This window comes from Mesorhizobium ciceri WSM4083 (assembly GCF_000519305.1).
Lineage (GTDB): Bacteria > Pseudomonadota > Alphaproteobacteria > Rhizobiales > Rhizobiaceae > Mesorhizobium > Mesorhizobium ciceri_B.
The window spans coordinates 1-20,837 of sequence record NZ_JAFG01000011.1 but is presented as its reverse complement, the minus strand read 5'-3'; the positions used below and the strand labels follow the sequence as shown (position 1 = coordinate 20,837).

Below are 20,837 nucleotides of genomic sequence, written 5' to 3'. Positions count from 1 at the left end.
ATGGAATACCGCGAAATCAGCGAGGACTATTCGGTTTCGGGCCAGATCCAGCCTGAGGACGTCGCCGCCATCAAGGAAGCCGGCTTCAAGAGCGTCATCTGCAACCGGCCCGACGACGAACAGCCCGGCCAGCCTTCTGCCGACACCGTCAAGGCGGCGGTGGAAGCCGCAGGCCTCGCTTTCCGCTACATTCCGGTGATCAGCGGCCAGATCACCGTCGAGAATGTCGAGGATCAGGCCGAAGCGCTCGACGAACTCGACGGCCCGGTCTTCGCCTATTGCCGGTCCGGCGCGCGCTGCACCAATCTCTATGGGTTGATCCAACAGTCGAAGGGTTGATACGCCCAAGATTTAGATCGGCAGCGCGCCGGTTTCCTTGAGTGTCTCAAGCACGATTGCCGTCTTCACATGCTGCACGGATTCGTGTGGCAAGAGCACGCCGTTGACGAATTCCGACAGTGATTTCAAGTCGGGCGTCACCACTTTCAGGATGTAGTCCATCTCGCCGGTCAGGGCGTGCGCTTCCTGCACCTCGGGCAGCCGCGCCACCAGTTCGCCGAAACGCCGTGCATTGTCGCGGTTGTGGGTGGCGAGCGTGACCGAAATGACGTTCACCAGGGAAAAACCGAGCTGGTCGCGGTCGAGAACGGCGCGATAGCCCTTGATAAAGCCGTCCTCCTCCAGCCGCTGGCGGCGGCGCGAGCATTGCGACGCCGACAGGTTCACCCGCTCCGAAAGATCGTTGTTGGTCAGCCGCGCATCACCCTGCAATAGCGCCATGATCTTGCGGTCGAACTGATCAATGCGCGTCTCATCCATGGTTTTTCCTCATATCATGCATGCTTCACGCATGACATCATCATTTCAAGCGTTTGAATGCAAGCACCATGCACTCCATCGGCGCTATGATCGCGCAAGATGAGCCTTTCAGGCCAAGCCAGCTTTCGGAGGATATCATGGGCCCCTTCCCGCACGACGCCCCGCCCGCGAAGATCAACAAGGATAATCCGGCCGGCACCGACGGTTTCGAGTTTGTCGAGTTCGCGCATGCGGAGCCGCAGAAGCTGGCCGAACTCTTCGCCCGCATGGGCTATGTCGCGGTAGCCAGGCACCGCACGAAAGACATCACCATCTGGCGCCAGGGCGACATCAACTATGTCGTCAATGCCGAGCCTGGCTCGCACGCGATGAAGTTCGTCGACAGGCATGGGCCTTGTGCTGCCTCGATGGCCTGGCGGGTTGTCGATGCCAAGCACGCTTTCGATCATGCCGTTGCCAAGGGCGCCACGCCTTACGAAGGCGCCGACAAGGCGCTCGACGTGCCGGCAATCGTCGGCATTGGCGGCTCGCTGCTCTATTTCATCGAGACCTACGGCAATAAGGGTTCGGCCTATGATGCCGAGTTCGAGTGGCTGGGCGCTCGCGACCCGCGGCCGCAAGGCGTCGGCTTCTATTACCTCGATCACCTGACCCACAATGTCTATCGCGGCCAGATGGACAAGTGGTGGGATTTCTACCGCAATCTGTTCGGCTTCAAGCAGATCCATTTCTTCGACATCGACGGCAAGATCACCGGCCTGGTGAGCCGCGCCATCACCTCGCCCTGCGGCAAGATCCGCATCCCGCTGAACGAGTCCAAGGACGAGACCAGCCAAATCGCCGAGTATCTGAAGAAGTACAATGGCGAAGGCATCCAGCACATCGCCGTCGGCACCGACGAGATCTACGCCGCCACCGACAGGTTGGCCGAGAACGGGCTGAAGTTCATGCCCGGCCCGCCGGAAACCTACTACGACATGTCGTATGACCGCGTGAATGGCCATGACGAACCGATCGAGCGGATGAAGAAGCACGGCATCCTGATCGACGGCGAAGGCGTCGTCGACGGCGGCATGACCAAGATCCTGCTGCAGATCTTTTCGAAGACCGTGATCGGCCCGATCTTTTTCGAGTTCATCCAGCGCAAGGGCGACGAAGGTTTTGGCGAGGGGAATTTCCGCGCGCTGTTCGAATCGATCGAGCAGGACCAGATCAAGCGCGGCGTGATCAAGGTTCAGGCAGCGGAGTAAGCTTCAGGTCGAGCGGATTGCGCATGCCCTCATTTCAGGTCATGCGCTGGATCAGATTTTAAGCCCCAACCGCTCGACCTCTTTCTCCCTCAGCTTCAGATCATAATCGAGCAGAAACTCATCCAGTTGCGGCGGCTTGACCGAGGTGCCGGAAAGCATGGCGTGCACCTGGCCGCGATGATGGATGTCGTGCAGGAAGACGTGGGCAAGGATATCGCCGATGCGCTCGGGGATCATGCCGTCCTCGCGCCGGTCGGTGATCACGCGGCGATCGAGATCGTCGGCCGACAGCCTATCGCAAAAGACGATCAGCCGCCGGTCGGCTGCGACCTGCGCGGCAAACAACGCCGCCGGCTCGTCGAGGGGCACGAAGTCGTCATGGGCGGCAGCACCGAGACCACCCTCTTCGAGAAAATCGAGATAGAGAAGATCGACCGCAAGGATGTGGTTGAGCGTTGCCTTGATCGACGGAAAGAAGCTGGTGCGTTCGGCCTCGAACTCACCGGGCTGGAGCGACAGCACCGCGCGGTAGAGCCGGTCGTTCGACCACAGATTGTTGCCGGCCATACGGCGCAGATGGTCGAGCAGGTTCACGAGATCAGCCCCCTGCCCGCACCAGATGCAAGCCTGCCCCCATGATCGCGAATCCGGCAAGAACGATCAACAGCAGCCCGTTCATGCGTCGCCGCATGGCTTGCGTCTCCTCATCCCGCGCGACTTTCATGTTGGTGATGGTGTGGAACATCATCGCCTTGCGCGGAAAGCCGCTGCGGTTGGTCAAGTCCGGTGAGCGCGCCTCGATGCGGTAGCTCAGCCGGATCGCCTGGATGAAGACCGCCAGTATGGCGAGTGCCCAGACACCAGCCAGCAGATAGACCCCCGTCATGCCCTCACCTCTCGTATTTTTCGACCTTCTGCTCGATGGCGCCGAAGATCGAATGCCCGGTCTTGTCCTTCATCTCGATGCGCACCGTGTCGCCGAAGCGCAGGAACGGCGTTTTGGCTTCGCCTGACACGATGGTCTCGATCATGCGCAGTTCGGCGATGCAGGAATAGCCGGCGCCACCGGCCGAAACAGGCTTGCCCGGCCCGCCGTCGAGCTTGTTGGAGACGGTCCCCGAGCCGATGATCGTGCCGGCGGCCAATGGCCGTGTCCTTGCTGCGTGAACGATCAGCGCCGGGAAGTCGAAGGTCATGTCGATACCGGCATTGGCCCGGCCGAACGGCTTGCCGTTGAGATCGGCGAGCAGCGGCAGGCTGACCTTGCCGCCATCCCAGGCGTGACCCAGTTCGTCCGGCGTGACCGCGACAGGCGAAAACGCCGAGGACGGCTTTGATTGGAAAAAACCGAAACCTTTGGCCAGTTCCGGTCCGGTGAGTGCGCGCAGCGTGACGTCATTGACCAGCATGACCAGCCGGATCGCAGCGCGCGCTTCTTCGAGGTTGGCGCCCATCGGCACGTCGTCGACAATGACAGCGACTTCGCCTTCCATGTCGATGCCGAAGGCCTCGTCAGCCATGCGGATCGGATCGCGTGGCGGAATGAAAGAATCCGAGCCGCCCTGGTAGATCAGCGGGTCGGTCCAGAAGCTTGCCGGCATCTCGGCGCCGCGCGCTTTGCGCACCAGCTCGACATGGTTCACGTAAGCCGAGCCATCGGCCCATTGATAGGCACGCGGCAGCGGCGAGTGGGCGTCATGCTCGTGGAAGCGCTCCGACGGCATCGCATTGTTCTCAAGCGATTCCGCTATTGTCGCGAGATGCGGGGCGATGCGCCGCCAGTCGTCGAGCGCCGCCTGCAGCGTGCGTACCAGGAACGAGGCGTCGGTGAAGCGTGTCAGGTCGCGCGAGACGACGACGAGTTTTCCGTCGCGCGTCCCGTCCTTCAATGTGGCAAGCTTCATGCGGTTTCCTCTCCTGCTGCAGCTTTGGCGCTGCTTTGGTTTTTTATCTTACGCATGATCTTTTCCGAAAACCGGTTCCCACTTTTCGGGATCATGCTAGCTCCACAACAAGGCCGTCGCGGGCGATCGTCAAGTCGCCGGCCCATGTTTTCCTGACAGCGGCAGTCCAATCGGCCTCGCCGATCCCGGGATCGTCGGCCGGAATGAGGTGATTGAGCACCAGCCTCCTGACGCCGGCATCGCTGGCGATGCTGCCGGCCTCTTCGGCAAAGCTGTGGCTGGCGAGCAGATGGTCTTTCAGCCGCGCACCATTGCCGGTCCTGGCCACCAGCCGCTCGATGCCCTCTTCCAGCATGGCCTCGTGGACGAGGATATCCGCGCTCCGGGCAAAATCGGCGAGCGGCGGAAAGAAGGCCGTGTCAGCGGAGAACACCACACTTTTCCCGCCATGTTCGAAGCGCAGGGCAAAACAGTCGGTCACCGGCGGATGCTCGACGCGCAGCGCCGAAACCGTCAAGCCGCCCTGTTCGACCACCTGGCCTTCGCCGAATTCGACGATCGAAACCAGGTCTCGAATATCCGGCCGGCCCTCGTCGACGATGCGGATTTCGATATCGAAGTCCATCGCCTGGCAAAAGCGCTGCCAATAATGATCCGTGCCGGGCGGACCGAACACACCGACGGGCATGGCCAAACCCGCCGTCCAGGCGGTGTGGATCAGCGGCCCCAGTTCCAACACATGGTCGGAGTGCAGATGCGTGATGAAGATCAGGTCGAGCGACTTCAGGCTGATGCCGGCATCGACCAGACCGCGCGTCACGCCAAGTCCGCAGTCGACAACGATGCTGCGGCCGCCGATCTGCAGCAGCGACGAACTCGGCCACGGACCACCCGGCCGGAGCGCAGGACCACCCTTCGAGCCCAAAAGCACTAGCCGATCCGGCATTGGCTCGGTGCTCAAGACCAGTCGCCCTCGGGCGTGCCATTGAAACGCTTCTTCAGATCCGCCCAGCAGTCGATGTAATTGTCCTGCCGCGTTTCGAGTTCGGCGCCGTAGCGGGTCAGCATCTGCGGAAAGCGGGTTTCGAACATGAACGCCATGGTGTTGTCGAGCTTGACCGGTTTAAGGCCCGCGCGCGAGGCCTTTTCGAAGCCAGGCGCATCCGGCCCATGGGCCAGCATCAGATTGTGCAGGCTGATGCCACCGGGCACAAAACCTTCTTCCTTGGCGTCATACTGGCCGTGGATCAGCCCCATGAACTCGCTCATGATGTTGCGGTGGTACCAGGGTGGCCGGAACGTATCTTCGGCCACCAGCCAGCGCGGCGGAAAGATGACGAAGTCGATGTTGGCGGTACCCTCCTCGCCACTCGGCGCCGTCAGCACCGTGAAGATCGACGGATCGGGATGGTCGAACAGCAGCGCTCCGACCGGCGAAAAGGTCGCCAGATCATATTTGTAGGGCGCGTAGTTGCCGTGCCAGGCAACGACGTCCAGCGGCGAATGGCCGATCTCGGTGACATGGAAATTGCCGCACCATTTCACCGTCAGCCGGCAAGGCGTTTCCTTCTCCTCGAACCAGGCGCAAGGCGTCTTGAAATCGCGCGGATTGGCCAGGCAATTGGCGCCGATCGGGCCGCGGTCGGGCAGCGTCAACTTGGCGCCGTAATTCTCGCAGACGTAGCCGCGCACTTCCTTATCGACCAGTTCGACCTTGAAGACCAGGCCGCGCGGCAGCACCGCGATCTCGCCGGGCCTCAATTCGATGACGCCCATCTCGGTGACGAAGCGCAAGGCGCCGACCTGCGGCACGACCAGCAACTCGCCGTCGGCATTGAAGAAATGGTCGTCGACCATCGAGGTGTTGGCGACATAGACATGTGCCGCCATGCCGGTCTGCCCGAGCACGTCGCCAGCGGTGGTGATGCTGCGCATGCCCTTGATAAAGTCGGTCGGCTCCTTCGGCATCGGCACCGGATTCCAGCGGTACTGGCCAAGCGCCAGTTCATGGTCGCCGACATTGGGCGCGCTCTTCCACAAGGGATAGCTCGCAGGCTTGAAGCGGCCAGTGTGCTTGACGCTCGGTCGGATGCGGTAGAGCCAGGAGCGCTCATTGGTGCCGCGCGGCGCGGTGAAGGGAGAGCCGGAAAGCTGTTCGGCGTAAAGACCGTAGGCCGGCCGCTGCGGCGAATTCCGTCCCTGCGGCAGCGAACCGGGCAGCGTCTCGGTTTCGAAGTCGTTGCCGAAGCCCGGCATGTAGGAAAAGGCCATTGCTTCCTCCCGAAATGGATACCAATTGACCAAACTGGTTTCATTTGTAACCATTGAAAATGTAACCATCAATGGCGGCTTTGAAAAAATGGTGATCAAGAGCGAAGTGCCCGACGCGCCTGAAATTCTCAATCTGGAGAGTTTCCTGCCCTACCGGCTCTACCGGCTTGCCGACGCCGTCAGCCGCGAGTTTTCCCGGATTTACAAGGACAGCCATGGCCTGACGCGGCCGGAATGGCGCACCCTCTCGGGACTGGGGCAGCGCGGCACGATGACCGCGACAGAGCTCGGCGAGCAGTCGGCCATGCACAAGACCAAGGTTTCGCGCGCTGTCGCCGAGCTCGAACGGCGTCGGTGGCTGACGCGAAAACCGGACGAAAAAGACCGCCGTGTCGAACATCTGACGCTGACCGGAACGGGGCTTGCCGCCTATCGCGAGATGGTGCCGCTGGCGAAGGCGTTCGAACGGGATTTGCTGGCAAGGCTCAGTGCTGAAGAGCGCACGGCGATCACCAGCGGACTGGCTGCATTGGAGACCAGCCTGGTCCCGAGCAAGGGTTAGTCCAAGATCAAGCCAATCACTCTGAACGACGGAGTTCGAGCGAACCTGCGTGGGAACTCCCACCGCAGCCAAAGCATAGCATTGCTTTCGATTTGATCGTGATTTGCGTTGTCAGGCCGCGTATAATGCCCATTACACCGACGGGAGGACTACGATGAGCATTCGCGCATTAAGTGTCCTGGTGACGCTGCTTGTAGGCACCTGCGCATTTGCGCAGGCCCAGCAGACAAAGCCGATGTCGATCGAAGTGTTCCCTTTCGAATTGGAGGACAAGAGCGCCGGGGCGGGAATAATTCCCCCGGACGATTATGACAGGCGCTATCTGTCGGAATCGGCACAAATTGCGAGGGACATGCTCTCCCAGTCTGGGCGTTTTACAGTAATTGATGTGCCGGCGAGGGATACAAAGGCTGCCGCGCCGCACGGATTGCGCAACTGCGCTGGTTGTGAAGGCCCGATTGCCAAGGAGCACGGCGCGTCGCTTGCCTTGCTTGGCGTCGTAACGCGCATCAACCGAACAGAACATACTATGTTCATTCGCATCCTTGACGCCGAAACCGGGAGACATGTTTCGGAGGGGTTTACCGATCTTCGCATGGGTGCGAACTACGCGTGGCCCCGCTCCGTGAAATGGTTAATGAAAAACAGAATTCTGCGGTAGGGCGGCATCTACCAGTCCATCACCACCTTGCCGGAACTGCCGCTGCGCATCGCATCGAAGCCGGCCTGAAAATCGTCGATGCCGATGCGGTGGGTGATCAGGCCGGAGACATCCAGCGGGCCCTGCACAAGCGCGATCATCTTGTACCAGGTTTCGAACATCTCGCGGCCGTAGATGCCCTTGAGATGCAGCATCTTGAAGATGACCTTGTTCCAGTCGATCTCGAAGCCGGTCGGCGCGATGCCCAGAATGGCGATCTTGCCGCCATTGTTCATGGTGTCGATCATGTCGCGGAAAGCGGGGGCGGCGCCCGACATTTCGAGGCCGACGTCGAACCCCTCGGTCATGCCGAGCACCGGCATGACGTCACGCAGCTTTTCCTTCGAGGCGTCGACGACATGCTGGACGCCGAGCTTCTTGGCCAGCGCCAGCCGCACCGGGTTGATGTCGGTGATGACGACTTTTCGCGCGCCGACGCATTGCGCGACGAGCGCGCCCATGATGCCGATCGGCCCGGCGCCGGTGACCAGCACATCTTCGCCGACCAGATCAAATGACAATGCGGTGTGAACGGCATTGCCCAGCGGATCGAAGATCGCGGCGATCTCGTCGGGCACATCATCGGGGATCGGCACGACATTATGCTGCGGGATCGCCAGATACTCGCCGAAGGCGCCCGGACGGTTGACGCCGACGCCGAGCGTGTTGCGGCACAGATGCCCTCGCCCGGCGCGACAGTTGCGGCAATGGCCGCAGACGATGTGGCCTTCGCCCGATACACGCTGGCCGACCTTGTATTCGGTGACCGCGGCGCCGAAATCGGCAACGGTGCCGACGAATTCATGGCCCGTCACCATCGGCACCGGCACCGTCTTTTGCGCCCACTGGTCCCAATTGTAGATATGGACGTCGGTGCCGCAAATCGCCGTCTTCTTGATCTTGATCAGCACGTCGTTTGGGCCGATCTCCGGCACCGGCACCTCTTCCATCCAGATGCCCGGTTCGGCCTTGGCCTTCACCAGCGCCTTCATCATGTTCGACATGCTTTTGTCCCTTGAATCTCTTGATCCGGAATCGCTTTTCGGTTCCGGCCTTTCAGGAAATGACCCCGAGTTCGCGCCCGACAGCGGCAAACGCTTCCACTGCCCGATCGATATCCGCGCTGGAATGCGCCGCCGACATCTGCGTGCGGATGCGCGCCTGGCCTTTCGGCACCACCGGGAAGGAAAAGCCGATGACGTAGATGCCGCGCTTCAGCATGCGCGCCGCCATCTCCTGCGCCAGGCTGGCATCGCCCAGCATCACCGGAATGATCGGATGATCGGCTCCGGCCAGCGTGAAGCCGAGCTTGCCCATCTGCGACCGAAAGCGCGCCGCATTGTCGTAGAGTTTGCTGCGCAGCCCATCGCCGTCCTTGATCAGTTCGAACACCTTGATCGAAGCGCCGGCGATCGCCGGCATCAGCGTGTTGGAGAAGAGATACGGCCGTGAGCGCTGGCGCAGCCAGTCGACCACCTGGCTCTTGCCCGAAGTATAGCCACCGGAGGCCCCGCCAAGCGCCTTGCCGAGCGTGCCGGTGATGATGTCGACCCTGCCCTCGACGCCGCAATGTTCGGCCGAGCCGCGGCCGTTTCGGCCGACGAAGCCGACGGCATGGCTGTCGTCGACCATCACCATGGCGTCGTATTTCTCGGCGAGGTCGCAGACACCCCTGAGATTGGCGATGATGCCATCCATCGAAAACACGCCGTCGGTGGCGATCAACCGGAAGCGGCAGTCCCGGGCTTCCTTCAGGCGCGCCTCGAGATCGGCCATGTCGTTGTTGGCGTAGCGGAAACGTTTGGCCTTCGACAGCCGCACGCCATCGATGATCGAGGCATGATTCAAGGCATCCGAGATAATGGCGTCTTCCTCGCCCAGCAGCGTCTCGAACAGGCCGCCATTGGCATCGAAACAGGAGCCGTAGAGGATGGTGTCTTCCATGCCGAGGAAAGAGGAAATCGTGGATTCGAGCTGCTTGTGCTCTTCCTGCGTGCCGCAGATAAAGCGCACCGATGCCATCCCGTAGCCATAGCGGTCGAGCGCCTGCTTGGCAGCATTGCGCAAATCGGCGCTATCGGCGAGGCCGAGATAGTTGTTGGCACAGAAATTCAGCACCTTGTCGCCGCCGACCTCGATCTCGGCCGACTGGGTCGAAGTGATCACCCGCTCCGACTTGTAGAGGCCTGCCGATTTGAGCCCCGCGAGCTCGCTGTCGATGTGTGAGAGGAATGCTGCGGTCATGGTCGGCCTCGTTTGATGTGGGCTGACTGTCGTCTCGTCCGCGCGAAAAATCCATCGCAAAAACGACCGGACCGGTGGCAAGCAGCACGATGCCGCCCCGATGTCGATCATCATGCGGGGGCGGAAACGACGCCACGACAAAGGTTCTGGCCGATGACCGCTCAAATGCCGGTACGGCGCTAAACGAGCCGATAACCATTTCGCGATCTTTCGACAGCTGCCCCTCACCGGGCAGCCGTCGATTTCCGGTCCTGTTAACGTTTGCAGTTCAATGGTGCTCATACAAGAATCTTAGGCAAGAATCCGTAGGCGAGAGGGCCGCCCCCGAAAATGTCGCAGCAGCCGGTGCAAACCGTTTCAGGCAAGCTCATACTGTTGATCAAGGCCGGCTATTGGCTGGCCCTGCTGATCATTGCGGCCATGGTGATCGCCTCCTTCATCCTGCTGCAGCAGATGATGGCCACCCAACAGCACAATCACACCTTGCTCGACATCGTCAGCACACAAAAGACGCTGTCGCAGCGCATCGTCTTCCTTGCCGGTGCAACGGGCGCCGGCTCACGCGACAAGCAACCGGCGCTGGTCAGCGCGCTCAAGCAGGCAACGGCGGAGTTCGAGACGAACTACGACCTGCTGCTCGATCAGACGGGAGCCGACCCGCAATCGCCGGCCAAGCTTGACCCGAAGTCGATCGAGAGCGTCCTTTTCGCCAAGCCCTTCCACCTCGACTATTTCTCGGTCGGGCTGATCGCCAATGGCGACCGCCTGATCTCGGCCTATGAATCGCAATTCAGCGGCAATGGCGGCTACAAGGGGGGCGACGAACGCGTCAATCTCGATGCCTCTGTCGCCAATGCGACCTTGTCGGGCTATGCCGCGCTTGGCCAGCGCATCAGCGCCGATGCCGATGAGCGCTCAGAGAAGCTGCTCGCCCTCCACCGCACGCTGTTCTATGCCACAATCGGCGTCATCATACTGGTGGCGCTGTTCATCTTCAGACCGATGTCGAACGCCATCCTGCGCAAGACGCATGAACTGATCGACGCGCGCAATTCCATGGCCTTCATCGCGGTGCACGACGGGCTCACCGGCCTGCACAACCGCACGTTCCTGACCGATCATTTCGACACGCTGATCAAGGGCACGCACCGGCGTCGCGAACGCCTTGCCGTCGTCCAGCTCGATCTCGACCGGTTCAAGCAGATCAACGATACGCTCGGCCACGCCGCCGGCGACTATGTGCTGGTCGTCACGGCACAGCGCATGCGCGATTCCTGCCGGGCGTCGGATCTGTGCGTGCGCCTGGGCGGCGACGAGTTCGTCATGATCCTCGGCGGCGCCGGCGGCACCGAAGACATCAATATGCTGGCGCGACGCATCCTGGCACATATCAACGAGCCGATCGTCTTCCAGGGCACGACCATTCTCCCAGGCGCCAGCGCCGGCATCGCGGTCTATCCGATCGACGCCGACAATGCTGGGGATTTGCTGGTCCACGCCGATCTGGCGCTCTACTCCGCCAAGAAGCTTGGCGGCGGCAACTTCTCCTTCTTCTCCGAGGAGCTGCGCCGCGAACTCGACTATCGCAAGCAGCTCGAGCACGACATCAAGGTCGCCATCGCCGAGCGGGCGTTCCAGGTCTATTTCCAGCCGCAGGTCTCGCTGACCAACGGCACGATCAGCGGCATCGAGGCGCTGGTTCGCTGGAACCATGCGGAGCGCGGCATGATCCCGCCCGGCGAATTCATTCCGGTCGCCGAGAAATGCGGCTTCATGCCCGAGATGGGCCGCATCGTCATCACCAAGGCGATCAACGAGGCGGCCGAATGGAACCGCGCCGGCATTGCCTTCGGACGGCTTGCCGTCAATGTTTCCGGCACCGAGCTGCGCGAGCACGATTTCGATGCGTTCTTGTTCGAGACGCTGGAAAAGGCCGGGCTGCCGCCGCAGAAATTGTCGCTGGAAATCGTCGAATCCGTCATCCTCGATGACGAAAAGACGGGCATCGCGGCCAAGCTGCGCCACATCCGGGCAGCCGGCGTCCATCTTGAACTCGATGATTTCGGCACCGGCTATGCTTCGCTCAGCCATGTCAACCCGAACGAGATCGACCGGCTGAAGATCGATCGCCGCTTCGTCCAGAACATCCATGAGAATGGCGACAACTCGAAAATCGTCCGCGCCATCACCGAGCTGGCGCGTGGCCTTGGCATCTCGATCGTCGCAGAGGGCGCCGAAACCGAGGCCGAGCTCAATTCGCTGATGGCGATCGGCTGCGACCAGGTGCAGGGCTACTCCATCGCCTTCCCGATGCCGCACGACAAGGCGCTGGAATGGCTGACCGCCCGCATGCCCAAGAAGGCCAGGCTGACGGTGCTGCAGGGAAGCCTGGCATAGGTTTGCCTTTTTGTTTGTGCATGTCGTTATCCCAAAACCGCTGCGCACTTTTGGGCGACATGCACCGGCTCGCCTTGACAAGCCTTTGTGGACATGGCGGCCTTGTCGTGATCGCAACCGGATATCGGGGCCGATGACACCGTTTCGGTTTGTCCTGGCGGCAGTTTTGATTTTTGCGGTCCCCGCCCAAGGGGCCGATCGCACAATCTATCTTACCTTCGACGATGGACCGCTTAACGGCACAAGCAACATCCTCGATGTGCTGGAAGCCGAAGAGGTTCCGGCGACAATGTTCATGGTCGGCATGCATGCGCAGGCGAGCGCCGCCAACAGGGCGCTCGTCCAGCGCGCCAGGCAACTTCCTCTGGTGACGCTCGGCAACCACAGCTACAGCCATGCCTACAATCACTACCGGCATTTCTACGGCGATACCGAAGGTGTCGTCGCCGACATGGTACGGGCGAATGCGGTGCTCGGGTTGAAGCCCGTGGTGCATGCAAGACTGCCGGGGCGCGACGTGTTCAGGCTGCCCTCCATGTCGAAGAACGACACTTCGCTTGGCCTCGCCCAGGAGGGGCGTGAAGAGCCCGATTACGAGTTTGTCGCGGCCTCAGGCTTCTATCTCTACGGCTGGGACCATGAATGGGTGCACAAGGACAACGGCGAGCCGGTGCAGAGCGTCGACCATCTGGTCAGCGAGATCGATCACCTGTTCGGCTATGGCCGCTTCGTCAAGCCCGGCAAACTGATCCTGCTGATGCATGACGAGATGTTCCAGGACGGCTTCGACGGCAAGACGAAGCTGACCAATTTGATCACCGCGCTGAAGCTGCGCCGTTACAGCTTTGGGGCAATCCAGGGCTATGACGACTGAGCCGGCAAGGACGGCCAGTTCTCAGCGGATTGCGCATCGCGGGATCAGCAAGGTGTCAAAGCACCTCGACTGATTCGCCGCGTAACTTGTGGCGGCGCAATTTGATGTATGTGCGTAAATTTGGCGTAATCTGAAAGCCAATCAGCTTCGTCTCCTGGAGGGGAGCAGCCCACGCCATGGTCTCGTAGCGGGCACCGTAACCTTCGATAGTGACGGCAAGATTTTCGCGGCCCAGATACCTCGCCAGAGTGGCACAGGCAGCAACCCTCGATCGTATGGACTGACCGTATTTGGGCGCAAACGCCAATCCTCCGTCCGCCAGGTCATCCACCTCATGGGCAAGCACCAGGAACAAGATGTCCTCGTCGCCGGCCGGCACACCGGCATCCACAAGGCGCTCGGGGTCTCCGGTATCGAATTTCAGTCCGACCAGGCGGGCGACAAGACCTTCAACGCGGGGACCGACTATTTGCTCCAGCCATCTGCGGTGTGCATCGGTGCGCCTGCTGGACTTGCCGTCCGGATAGTGGCCGCTGTCGTAGGCAGCGTGAAACATCGCGGCCAGGACAAGATCGACGCTTTTATCGAAATGCGCGGCCGATGACGCAGCCCCCACCGCATGGCAGATGAACGGCCGTCCTGTCTTGCGGTAACGGCCGTTGAACATCGCGCAACACACACGATACGCCTTTTGCACCCGGGCAATATCGGCAACCGAATATCCATTCTCGTATAGCTGCATGTAGAGCGCCGTATTGGTCTGGCGCGGAACGAACAGATCTTCTGTGGTCAACTTGTCCCCCCGGACTTTGCTAGATTTTCGGCAACTTCTCGCTGCCAAAGCCAGCGGCTTCGGTATTCTTGCACAGACTTTGCAGAAGAGTTGAGCCTGACCTCTTCCCCACCTGGATCAGCCGGACAATAGAACGTTACAAATATGATGAGGGAAGTCCAGTCTAAGGAAATGCTTGGCCCGTCGGATTCTATCCCCCGACATTGGCCCGCAACGCCGCCAGCACCTGCGCGAACTCCGCCAGACGCTCGTCGGTCAATCCCACTCGCAGCCGCTTGTCGAAGGAGAGCGCGGCCTTGCGTAGTGTCTCGAACATCGCTTCTCCGGCCTCGGTCAATTCGACCAGATGAACGCGGCGGTTGACGGGATCACGGCGACGCGTCAGCAGGCCCTGCGCCTCCATCGCGTTGAGATGGTGGGTCAACGTCGCGCCCTGGATGCCGATCATGCCGGCGAGTTCACGCTGATTGGCAAGCTTGCTCGACTTGACCGACAGCAGCGTGAGCCAGACCGGCAGCGTGCCGCCAGCCTCGACCAAGGCGGCATCGAAGGCCTGGGCAACCAGCTTGGCGGTTCGACCGAGATTCATGCCGACTGGCGGGCGTTCGAAGGGCGTCATTGCAAGACACTAGACGGTGTCATGCACGGATGGAACTGGTCCGGCTTATACATTGACATCTAACCATTCGATATCTAATTATCTAGAGATGGCGGGCTAAAGAGGAATCCGGTCATGCAATATGTCTACATCGTCGTTATCGGCCTTCATGTCATGGCCGGTGTATTCTGGGCGGGTACGACCCTCGCGGTCGGTCGTGACCCGGACATCCGGGCGGAACGGTTCTTCCGGCCGCAAATGGGCGCTGCCGGCCTGGTTTTCCTGACCGGCATATTGCTCTGGTATTTCTTTCATGAGGGCGTTTTCGGCTCGATGGAGAAGGTGCTGGCGCTGGGCATCGTGACGGCCCTGATCGCCGCCGGCGTGCAAGGCGCGCTGGTGGGATCAGCCAGCAGGCAGCTTGCCGGTGCCGATGCGGCAACGGAAAGCCAGTTGCGCGCGAAGATGACAAGAGGCGAACGCATCGCCGGGGGGCTGCTGGTGCTGACCGTGCTGTGCATGGCCACCGCCAGAATGTTTTGAGCGTCGCCACGCAGAATCGTACGTTGTCTGGCGACGAGCCAATGACGTGCGGGCGCGCGGCCAGACCGAAGTACACGGGCTCTCGTACGCAGGTCCGACCGCGCGCTACCAATCCTCGCGATAGCTAATTTCAGATCCGCAAGCCGAACCTGATGCCGTCGTAGATGGCGGCATGAATGTTGCGCGAGGCGACCGCGTCGCCAATGCGGAACAGAACAAAGCCGCCTTCTGGATTGCGCTTGGGAAAGATGTCGCCACCGCTCACCAGACGCTCGTAGTCGACCGCACCGCCATTCTTCGACAGCGGCTTCAGCGAGAGGTAGAGATCGTCGAGCGGCAGCGTACCGTGCTCGACCACCACCTGGTCGACCCTGCGCTCGCCGCGCCAGCCATCGGCGAAATCCGAAGCCAGCTCTGCGATCAGCTGGTTGCCCTCACGCCGCACCGAACGCAGCCGCGTGGTGATGGTGATGGTGACGCCCTTTTCCTGGAAGGCCCTGATATAGGGCACATGGTTCATGCCGCCCATTTCTGGGGCAAAGAAACGCTCCGGCGAGACAAGCTCGAGTTTCGAGCCTGCATTGGCGATCAGTTCGGCGGCGCCCATGCCCTGATGGCCGCCATTGTCGTCATAGAGCAGCACATTTTCGGCCGGCTTGACGCTGCCGGCCATGATGTCCCAACTCGAGGTGACAAGATTGTCGCCTGATGTCAGCGGCGGGTTCTGCGGCAGGCCGCCGGTAGCGACCACCACCACATCGGGCGACAGCGCCAGGACATCGTCTTTTTCCGCCCAGGTGTCGTAGCGGATCTCGACGCCGAGCCGGTCGAGTTCAGCCAGCCGCCAGTCGATGATGCCGATCAGCTCCTTGCGGCGCGGGTTCTGCGTCGCCAATCGCACCTGGCCGCCGGCCTGGCTCGATGCTTCAAGCACCGTCACGTTGTGGCCGCGCTCGGCCGCGACCCGCGCAACCTCCAGCCCGCCGGCGCCGGCTCCGACGACCACGATTTTCTGCTTCGGTCCTTCGGTCCTGACGATAATATGCGGGATTTCGGCCTCGCGGCCGGTCGCGGCATTGTGGACGCAGAGCGCTTCGCCGCCCTCATAGATGCGGTCGAGACAATAGGTGGCGCCCACGCACGGGCGGATCTCATGCTCGCGCCCCTCCATCACCTTTTTCATGATGTGCGGATCGGCGATGTGGGCGCGGGTCATGCCGACCATGTCGAGCTTGCCGGTGGCGATGGCGTGCCGTGCGGTGGCGACGTCGGATATGCGCGCGGCATGGAAGGTCGGGAATTTCGTCGCCGCCCTCACCTCTCCGGCGAAATCGAGATGCGGCGAAGAGCGCATGCCGGCCACCGGGATGACCTTGGTCAGCGCCGCATCGCTCTCGATCGAGCCACGAATGATGTTGAGGAAATCGACCTTGCCGGAGCCCGCCAGCCGCCTGGCGATTTCGATCCCCTCCGCCTTCGACAAGCCTTTTTCGAAATCTTCGTCGGCGACCATGCGGATGCCGACGACGAATTTGTCGCCGACAGCTGCCCGCACGGCATCGAGCACCATGTTGGTGAAGCGCAGGCGATTGTCCAGCGAGCCGCCGAATTCGTCGTCGCGATGATTGGTGGCTGGCGACCAGAAGCCGTCCATCAGATGGCCGTAGGATTCGAACTCGATGCCGTCGAGGCCGGCGGCCTCGCAGCGCTGGGCGGCTGAAGCATAGTCGGCGACGATGCGCTCGATGTCCCAGTCCTCGATGGTCTTCGGGAATGCGCGATGCGCCGGCTCACGCACCGGGGAGGCCGAGAGCACCGGCAGCCAGTCGGCCTTGTTCCAGCCGGTACGGCGGCCGAGATGGGTGATCTGGATCATCACCTTGCAGTCGTGCTCGTGGCAGGCGTCAGCGAGCTCGGCCAGCCACGGCACGATCCTGTCGTCATAGACATGCAGATTGCCGAAAGCGGCCGGGCTGTCGCGCGAGACGATCGCCGAGCCGGCGGTCATGGTCAGCGCCATGCCTCCCCTGGCCTTCTCGGCGTGGTAGAGCCGGTAGCGCTGTTTCGGCATGCCGTCCTCGGAATAGGCCGGCTCGTGGCTGGTCGACATGACCCGGTTCTTCAGCGTCAGGTGTTTGAGCTGGTAGGGCTGGAGAAGCGGATCGTTGCTGGTCATCGTCTTCCTGCGGTTTCAAATTGTGCTAATGAGCGGCAAAATTCGTTTTCAAGCATGCCGTCCCGCACGCACTCCGGGCGCATGCGACAAGGATTACGCCCATGATCGACACCAAAACCCTCACCCAGCTCGGCGCGCACGTCGAGACGCCACAAAGCCCCGAAGCAGCGGTCCTGGAGACCGTACCGTTTTCGCGCGGTGACGGACCGCCGGCGATCGTGCGCTTCACCTGCCCGGAATTCACCTCGCTGTGCCCGGTCACCGGCCAGCCGGACTTCGCCCATATCGTCATCGACTACGCACCCGATACGCTGCTGGTGGAATCGAAGTCGCTGAAACTGTTCATGACCTCGTTTCGCAACCATGGCGCCTTCCATGAAGACTGCACCGTCATGATCGGCCGCCGCATCGTGGCGGCAACCAAGCCGCTGTGGTTGCGCATAGGCGGCTATTGGTATCCACGCGGCGGCATTCCGATCGATGTGTTCTGGCAAACCGGCGCTCCGCCCGAAGGCGCCTGGCTGCCCGACACCGGGGTGGCGCCCTATCGCGGGCGGGGTTAGTCTCCCGCTCATTCGCACTGATACTGGCTGAGTGCCCATTCGCCGGTCACCGACAGCAGGTCCGATATCTTCCAGTCGCCGTCGACCCTCTTGAATTTCCATTCCAGCCGGTGCGGGTTGCCCGATATGACGAAGGCGACGATGACCTTGGCCTGGTCGCCGTTGATCGCCTCGAGCGTCTTCAGGCTCTTGTCGATCTCGGCCTTGTCATAATCGGCATTGTCGAGCGCCATGTTGGGGTCGAGGCACTCGCCCTGCCCGGATTTGCGCAAGGCGTCGCTCTTGTCGAGCACGGTTTTGGCCGGATCGATGAAATGGCCTCGCTCGGCTGGATCGATCTCCAGCCCGACCTGATCGTAAAACGGCCGCACCACAGCGGTCGGCGAGCCCGGCTGGATCGGTGCGGCCGGCGCGACTTCGGCGGGCGACCATCCAACCGGTGGCGTTGCCGGTTCCACCCCGGTTCCCGGTGCATTTGCGGGCGGTGTCCCGCTGTCGCCCGGCGCGGCGTCAGCCGGGGCGTTTGCCGGCGGCGCACCCAACAGGCCTTGCGCGGCGGCGGCGCTCAGAGCCGCCAGCAGGCACACACCCGACAGTGCCAGGAACCTGCGATGGGCCATCGCTTCACTCCGGCGTCTGGCCGGCCATGCATTCCAGCGCGCTGAGCGTCCAGTCGCTGGTCTTGGAAGCGATGTCCGATATCTTCCACTTGCCGTCGATCTTCTTGAGCGACCAGAGCATTTCACGTTTGGAATCGTCGCCTTCCGAAAAGAGGCTGAAGGATGCTGTAACCTCGGCATTGTCACCATCCAGCTTCTCGGACAGTTTCAGCGTTTTCGAGACGGTCTTCTGATCGAAATCCTGGGCGTCGAGACCAGGATCGAAGTCGATGCAGGCAACCTCGTCCGGATTCTTTTTCGTTGCCTGGTCGTTCAGCTCGAACAGTTTCGTCACCGGTTCGGTGAACCGGTCCCGATATTGTTCGTCGGCCTCGAACTTGACCGCCGGCACATAGAAGAACTTCACGGCGTCGGACGCCGGTCCGGCGACGGCGGCCGCTGGCATGGCTATCGAAAGGGCGGCAACGAGCACTGTCAGTCTCATGCAGAATCTCCGGCTTTTGAAGGCTTGAGCCTATCAATACCACGTATCCTGCATATCGGCTTTTTTGCGGCTCATGAAGTCCTGCAGCGCCAGCCCAAGGCGCGCCGCCTGACGTTCTGGAAGTTCGCAAAAGCACCTCCGCGATTAACTGCCGACGATACCAACCAGCTACAGTCGCCACAAACATCCTTAGCCTCCGAAAGCCGCGACAGGCCCTTTGAGCCGGGAGCGCTCAGGTTTGACACCAAGCCCTGGCATCTGCGGGACGCGTATATGCCCGTTTTCGATAATGACGGGATTTACGGGGTCGATATGCCCTTCGATGTATTCCTGCGCGATCCAGGCGCCCTCGAAACGTCTCGGCTCGACGGTGGCTGCGAGATGCACACATGCCGCGGCGATGACGTCCCCGCCCCAAGCATCGTCGCAGCTGTGCGGAAGAGATCGTATCGCACACAGGTCGCGGACCGTGACCATCTTGGTGAGGCCGCCAAGGCGGGTGACCTTCAATCCGAATCCGTCCGCGATACCTGAAGAAACTGCCCGCAGGACGGCATTCAAATCCTCGGCACTCTCATCGAGGTAGATCGGATGGGTAACGCGTCCCTTGAGGCTCGCGACTTCCTCCATGGTGTTGCAAGGTTGTTCGAACACAAACGGGATTGTCTGGCAAAGCCGGTCGATGTGCAGCGCCGCCGCGGCGGTGAGGCCACGATTGGCGTCGACGGCTATCCGGGCCGTGAAGCCAACCGCTTCCCATACCTTGTGCACGGTGGCGACGTCTTGCTCGAGATCCCGTCCGCCTATCTTGATCTGAAGCCTTGGGTAACCGGCCTTGACCTTGTCGACGGCAATACGCGCCGTCTCGTCCGGTGCACCGACAATGGTCGAGTAGTAGGACGGCACACGATCGGTGAGCGCGCCGCCCAGAAGTGTTGAAACCGGAACGCCCAACCGCTGTCCGGCGAGGTCGAGGAGAGCTATATCCAAGGCCGCCTTGGCATAGTTGTGACCGTTCAACCGCTCGTCCATTCTTTTCGCCAGGCGGCGCATGGACGTAGTGTCCTCGCCGACTAACCCAGGCGCTATTTCGGCAATTGCCGCTCTCGCACCCAGAGCATGTTGGGGCTGATAAACAGGGCCGACCGGGCAAGTCTCGCCCCAGCCTGACAGCCCGTCCTCGGTGGTCACTTCAACGAGCGTGCTGTCCAGATCCTGCACGGTACCGCTGGCCATCCGGTAGGCACCGCCTTTGACAGGCAGATGCACCTGATAGACTTTGATCGACTCGATACGCATACAGACCTTAGCCCCCTTCAAGCCAAGCGATTCTTGCCATCTTGCCATTCCAGTGCATGACGGCGCTCTCGGTCACAAACTTGGGCCGACTGCCGTGCTCAAGCCCGCACATTGTGTTTGCGCTTCATGAAGTCCTTGGCGGTCTCGACCGCCACTGCCGCGTCGCGGCAATAGGCGTCGGCGCCGACGGCCTTGCCGAATTCCTCGTTCAGCGGCGCGCCGCCGACCAGCACGACATAATCGTCGCGAATGCCCTTTTCCTTCATCGTGTCGATGACGACCTTCATGTAAGGCATGGTCGTGGTCAGCAGGGCCGACATGCCGATGATGTCGGGCTGGTGCTGTTCGATCGCATCGAGATATTTCTCGACCGCATTGTTGATGCCGAGGTCGATGACGTCGAAGCCGGCGCCCTCCATCATCATGCCGACGAGGTTCTTGCCGATGTCGTGGATGTCGCCCTTGACGGTGCCGATGACCATCTTGCCCTGCTTGGGCGCGCCGGTGGCGGCGAGCAGCGGGCGCAGGATGAACATGCCGGCCTTCATCGCGTTGGCCGANAGCAGCACTTCGGGAACGAACAGGATGCCGTCGCGGAAATCCTCGCCGACGATGCGCATGCCTTCGACCAGCGCTTCCGTCAGCACTTTATAGGGCACCCAGCCGCGCTCGAGCAGGATGTTGGTGCCTTCCTCGATCTCTTCCTTCAGCCCGTCATAGAGATCGTCGTGCATCTGCTG

Annotated in this window: 23 protein-coding genes; 8 read left to right on the top strand and 15 right to left on the bottom strand. The window is 61.5% G+C overall.

Translation table 11 applies throughout. From position 1 onward, the window contains the following. The gene (locus MESCI2_RS0121130; protein ID WP_027038317.1) at nucleotides 1-339 is read left to right on the top strand and encodes a TIGR01244 family sulfur transferase; all 339 of its coding nucleotides are present in this window, start codon (nucleotides 1-3) and stop codon (nucleotides 337-339) included. A 12-nt stretch (nucleotides 340-351) separates the two neighbouring features. On the opposite strand, the gene MESCI2_RS0121125 is transcribed toward MESCI2_RS0121130, so the two are convergent. After that, nucleotides 352-819 (bottom strand): Lrp/AsnC family transcriptional regulator, encoded by a 468-nt coding sequence (locus tag MESCI2_RS0121125; protein WP_027038316.1) that lies wholly within the window; start codon nucleotides 817-819, stop codon nucleotides 352-354. 137 nt (nucleotides 820-956) lie between these two features. On the opposite strand from MESCI2_RS0121125, the gene hppD reads away from it, so the two are divergent. Further along, entirely contained in the window at nucleotides 957-2,069 is a 1,113-nt protein-coding gene (gene hppD / locus MESCI2_RS0121120; RefSeq protein ID WP_027038315.1) for a 4-hydroxyphenylpyruvate dioxygenase, read from the top strand. 51 nt (nucleotides 2,070-2,120) lie between these two features. On the opposite strand, the gene MESCI2_RS0121115 is transcribed toward hppD, so the two are convergent. From MESCI2_RS0121115 to hmgA, 5 genes are all read right to left on the bottom strand, one after another. Next, nucleotides 2,121-2,663: a DinB family protein gene (locus tag MESCI2_RS0121115; protein WP_027038314.1), complete on the bottom strand. Its 543-nt coding sequence runs from the start codon at nucleotides 2,661-2,663 to the stop codon at nucleotides 2,121-2,123. A gap of 4 nt (nucleotides 2,664-2,667) precedes the next feature. Then, entirely contained in the window at nucleotides 2,668-2,955 is a 288-nt protein-coding gene (locus MESCI2_RS0121110; protein WP_027038313.1) for a hypothetical protein, read from the bottom strand. A 4-nt stretch (nucleotides 2,956-2,959) separates the two neighbouring features. Then, a complete protein-coding gene (locus tag MESCI2_RS0121105; protein ID WP_027038312.1) occupies nucleotides 2,960-3,973 on the bottom strand; it encodes a fumarylacetoacetate hydrolase family protein in 1,014 nt (337 codons plus the stop codon). Nucleotides 3,974-4,064: 91 nt separating this feature from the next. Further along, nucleotides 4,065-4,919: an MBL fold metallo-hydrolase gene (locus tag MESCI2_RS0121100; RefSeq protein WP_032901121.1), complete on the bottom strand. Its 855-nt coding sequence runs from the start codon at nucleotides 4,917-4,919 to the stop codon at nucleotides 4,065-4,067. 11 nt (nucleotides 4,920-4,930) lie between these two features. Further along, nucleotides 4,931-6,244 (bottom strand): homogentisate 1,2-dioxygenase, encoded by a 1,314-nt coding sequence (hmgA, locus tag MESCI2_RS0121095; RefSeq protein ID WP_027038310.1) that lies wholly within the window; start codon nucleotides 6,242-6,244, stop codon nucleotides 4,931-4,933. An 88-nt stretch (nucleotides 6,245-6,332) separates the two neighbouring features. On the opposite strand from hmgA, the gene MESCI2_RS0121090 reads away from it, so the two are divergent. Continuing rightward, nucleotides 6,333-6,806: a MarR family winged helix-turn-helix transcriptional regulator gene (locus MESCI2_RS0121090; RefSeq protein WP_027038309.1), complete on the top strand. Its 474-nt coding sequence runs from the start codon at nucleotides 6,333-6,335 to the stop codon at nucleotides 6,804-6,806. 154 nt (nucleotides 6,807-6,960) lie between these two features. After that, nucleotides 6,961-7,467 carry a DUF2380 domain-containing protein gene (locus MESCI2_RS01000000134960; protein ID WP_050596602.1) on the top strand — a complete coding sequence of 169 codons (507 nt, stop codon included), beginning with the start codon at nucleotides 6,961-6,963 and terminating at the stop codon, nucleotides 7,465-7,467. Nucleotides 7,468-7,475: 8 nt separating this feature from the next. Here MESCI2_RS01000000134960 and tdh read toward each other — a convergent pair whose 3' ends face one another. Together tdh and MESCI2_RS0121075 are read right to left on the bottom strand one after the other, a co-directional pair. Next, a complete protein-coding gene (gene tdh, locus MESCI2_RS0121080; RefSeq protein ID WP_013533376.1) occupies nucleotides 7,476-8,510 on the bottom strand; it encodes an L-threonine 3-dehydrogenase in 1,035 nt (344 codons plus the stop codon). A gap of 52 nt (nucleotides 8,511-8,562) precedes the next feature. Further along, nucleotides 8,563-9,750 carry a glycine C-acetyltransferase gene (locus MESCI2_RS0121075; RefSeq protein WP_027038308.1) on the bottom strand — a complete coding sequence of 396 codons (1,188 nt, stop codon included), beginning with the start codon at nucleotides 9,748-9,750 and terminating at the stop codon, nucleotides 8,563-8,565. A gap of 330 nt (nucleotides 9,751-10,080) precedes the next feature. On the opposite strand from MESCI2_RS0121075, the gene MESCI2_RS0121070 reads away from it, so the two are divergent. Further along, entirely contained in the window at nucleotides 10,081-12,147 is a 2,067-nt protein-coding gene (locus MESCI2_RS0121070) for a putative bifunctional diguanylate cyclase/phosphodiesterase (protein ID WP_027038307.1), read from the top strand. 166 nt (nucleotides 12,148-12,313) lie between these two features. After that, complete coding sequence (locus tag MESCI2_RS0121065) at nucleotides 12,314-13,021, top strand: polysaccharide deacetylase family protein (RefSeq protein WP_245270408.1); 708 nt, start codon at nucleotides 12,314-12,316, stop codon at nucleotides 13,019-13,021. A 55-nt stretch (nucleotides 13,022-13,076) separates the two neighbouring features. Here the strand turns inward: MESCI2_RS0121065 and MESCI2_RS0121060 are convergent, their stop codons facing one another. Together MESCI2_RS0121060 and MESCI2_RS0121055 are read right to left on the bottom strand one after the other, a co-directional pair. Then, nucleotides 13,077-13,814 (bottom strand): hypothetical protein, encoded by a 738-nt coding sequence (locus MESCI2_RS0121060; protein WP_027038305.1) that lies wholly within the window; start codon nucleotides 13,812-13,814, stop codon nucleotides 13,077-13,079. A gap of 190 nt (nucleotides 13,815-14,004) precedes the next feature. Beyond that, a complete protein-coding gene (locus MESCI2_RS0121055) occupies nucleotides 14,005-14,433 on the bottom strand; it encodes a MarR family winged helix-turn-helix transcriptional regulator (RefSeq protein WP_027038304.1) in 429 nt (142 codons plus the stop codon). Nucleotides 14,434-14,547: 114 nt separating this feature from the next. Here MESCI2_RS0121055 and MESCI2_RS0121050 point away from each other — a divergent pair, with 114 nt between their 5' ends. Further along, a complete protein-coding gene (locus MESCI2_RS0121050; RefSeq protein WP_027038303.1) occupies nucleotides 14,548-14,955 on the top strand; it encodes a hypothetical protein in 408 nt (135 codons plus the stop codon). Nucleotides 14,956-15,085: 130 nt separating this feature from the next. On the opposite strand, the gene MESCI2_RS0121045 is transcribed toward MESCI2_RS0121050, so the two are convergent. Further along, the gene (locus MESCI2_RS0121045; RefSeq protein ID WP_027038302.1) at nucleotides 15,086-17,131 is read right to left on the bottom strand and encodes an NADH:flavin oxidoreductase; all 2,046 of its coding nucleotides are present in this window, start codon (nucleotides 17,129-17,131) and stop codon (nucleotides 15,086-15,088) included. Nucleotides 17,132-17,232: 101 nt separating this feature from the next. On the opposite strand from MESCI2_RS0121045, the gene queF reads away from it, so the two are divergent. Further along, nucleotides 17,233-17,694, top strand: coding sequence for a preQ(1) synthase (gene queF / locus MESCI2_RS0121040; protein WP_027038301.1), 462 nt, complete (start codon nucleotides 17,233-17,235; stop codon nucleotides 17,692-17,694). A gap of 8 nt (nucleotides 17,695-17,702) precedes the next feature. Here queF and MESCI2_RS0121035 read toward each other — a convergent pair whose 3' ends face one another. The 4 genes from MESCI2_RS0121035 to MESCI2_RS0121020 all read right to left on the bottom strand — a co-directional run. Next, on the bottom strand, nucleotides 17,703-18,314 hold the full coding sequence (locus tag MESCI2_RS0121035; RefSeq protein ID WP_027038300.1) for a hypothetical protein: 612 nt from the start codon (nucleotides 18,312-18,314) through the stop codon (nucleotides 17,703-17,705). A gap of 4 nt (nucleotides 18,315-18,318) precedes the next feature. After that, nucleotides 18,319-18,798 carry a DUF3828 domain-containing protein gene (locus MESCI2_RS0121030; protein ID WP_027038299.1) on the bottom strand — a complete coding sequence of 160 codons (480 nt, stop codon included), beginning with the start codon at nucleotides 18,796-18,798 and terminating at the stop codon, nucleotides 18,319-18,321. 189 nt (nucleotides 18,799-18,987) lie between these two features. Then, nucleotides 18,988-20,097, bottom strand: coding sequence for a mandelate racemase/muconate lactonizing enzyme family protein (locus MESCI2_RS0121025; protein WP_027038298.1), 1,110 nt, complete (start codon nucleotides 20,095-20,097; stop codon nucleotides 18,988-18,990). Between the two features lie 98 nt (nucleotides 20,098-20,195). Further along, a partial coding sequence (locus tag MESCI2_RS0121020; protein WP_027038297.1) for a corrinoid protein occupies nucleotides 20,196-20,837 on the bottom strand: 642 nt, incomplete at its 5' end.

Excerpts from the sequence above, each read along its gene's own strand:
- MESCI2_RS0121090 (WP_027038309.1), top strand. The coding sequence starts at position 6,333 with ATGGTGATCAAGAGCGAAGTGCCCGACGCGCCTGAAATTCTCAATCTG.
- MESCI2_RS0121105 (WP_027038312.1), bottom strand. The coding sequence starts at position 3,973 with ATGAAGCTTGCCACATTGAAGGACGGGACGCGCGACGGAAAACTCGTC.
- MESCI2_RS0121070 (WP_027038307.1), top strand. The coding sequence starts at position 10,081 with ATGTCGCAGCAGCCGGTGCAAACCGTTTCAGGCAAGCTCATACTGTTG.
- MESCI2_RS0121030 (WP_027038299.1), bottom strand. The coding sequence starts at position 18,798 with ATGAGACTGACAGTGCTCGTTGCCGCCCTTTCGATAGCCATGCCAGCG.
- MESCI2_RS0121055 (WP_027038304.1), bottom strand. The coding sequence starts at position 14,433 with ATGACGCCCTTCGAACGCCCGCCAGTCGGCATGAATCTCGGTCGAACC.
- MESCI2_RS0121045 (WP_027038302.1), bottom strand. The coding sequence starts at position 17,131 with ATGACCAGCAACGATCCGCTTCTCCAGCCCTACCAGCTCAAACACCTG.
- MESCI2_RS0121035 (WP_027038300.1), bottom strand. The coding sequence starts at position 18,314 with ATGGCCCATCGCAGGTTCCTGGCACTGTCGGGTGTGTGCCTGCTGGCG.
- MESCI2_RS0121100 (WP_032901121.1), bottom strand. The coding sequence starts at position 4,919 with ATGCCGGATCGGCTAGTGCTTTTGGGCTCGAAGGGTGGTCCTGCGCTC.
- MESCI2_RS01000000134960 (WP_050596602.1), top strand. The coding sequence starts at position 6,961 with ATGAGCATTCGCGCATTAAGTGTCCTGGTGACGCTGCTTGTAGGCACC.
- MESCI2_RS0121110 (WP_027038313.1), bottom strand. The coding sequence starts at position 2,955 with ATGACGGGGGTCTATCTGCTGGCTGGTGTCTGGGCACTCGCCATACTG.
- hppD (WP_027038315.1), top strand. The coding sequence starts at position 957 with ATGGGCCCCTTCCCGCACGACGCCCCGCCCGCGAAGATCAACAAGGAT.
- tdh (WP_013533376.1), bottom strand. The coding sequence starts at position 8,510 with ATGTCGAACATGATGAAGGCGCTGGTGAAGGCCAAGGCCGAACCGGGC.
- MESCI2_RS0121075 (WP_027038308.1), bottom strand. The coding sequence starts at position 9,750 with ATGACCGCAGCATTCCTCTCACACATCGACAGCGAGCTCGCGGGGCTC.
- queF (WP_027038301.1), top strand. The coding sequence starts at position 17,233 with ATGATCGACACCAAAACCCTCACCCAGCTCGGCGCGCACGTCGAGACG.
- MESCI2_RS0121125 (WP_027038316.1), bottom strand. The coding sequence starts at position 819 with ATGGATGAGACGCGCATTGATCAGTTCGACCGCAAGATCATGGCGCTA.
- MESCI2_RS0121025 (WP_027038298.1), bottom strand. The coding sequence starts at position 20,097 with ATGCGTATCGAGTCGATCAAAGTCTATCAGGTGCATCTGCCTGTCAAA.
- MESCI2_RS0121050 (WP_027038303.1), top strand. The coding sequence starts at position 14,548 with ATGCAATATGTCTACATCGTCGTTATCGGCCTTCATGTCATGGCCGGT.
- hmgA (WP_027038310.1), bottom strand. The coding sequence starts at position 6,244 with ATGGCCTTTTCCTACATGCCGGGCTTCGGCAACGACTTCGAAACCGAG.
- MESCI2_RS0121130 (WP_027038317.1), top strand. The coding sequence starts at position 1 with ATGGAATACCGCGAAATCAGCGAGGACTATTCGGTTTCGGGCCAGATC.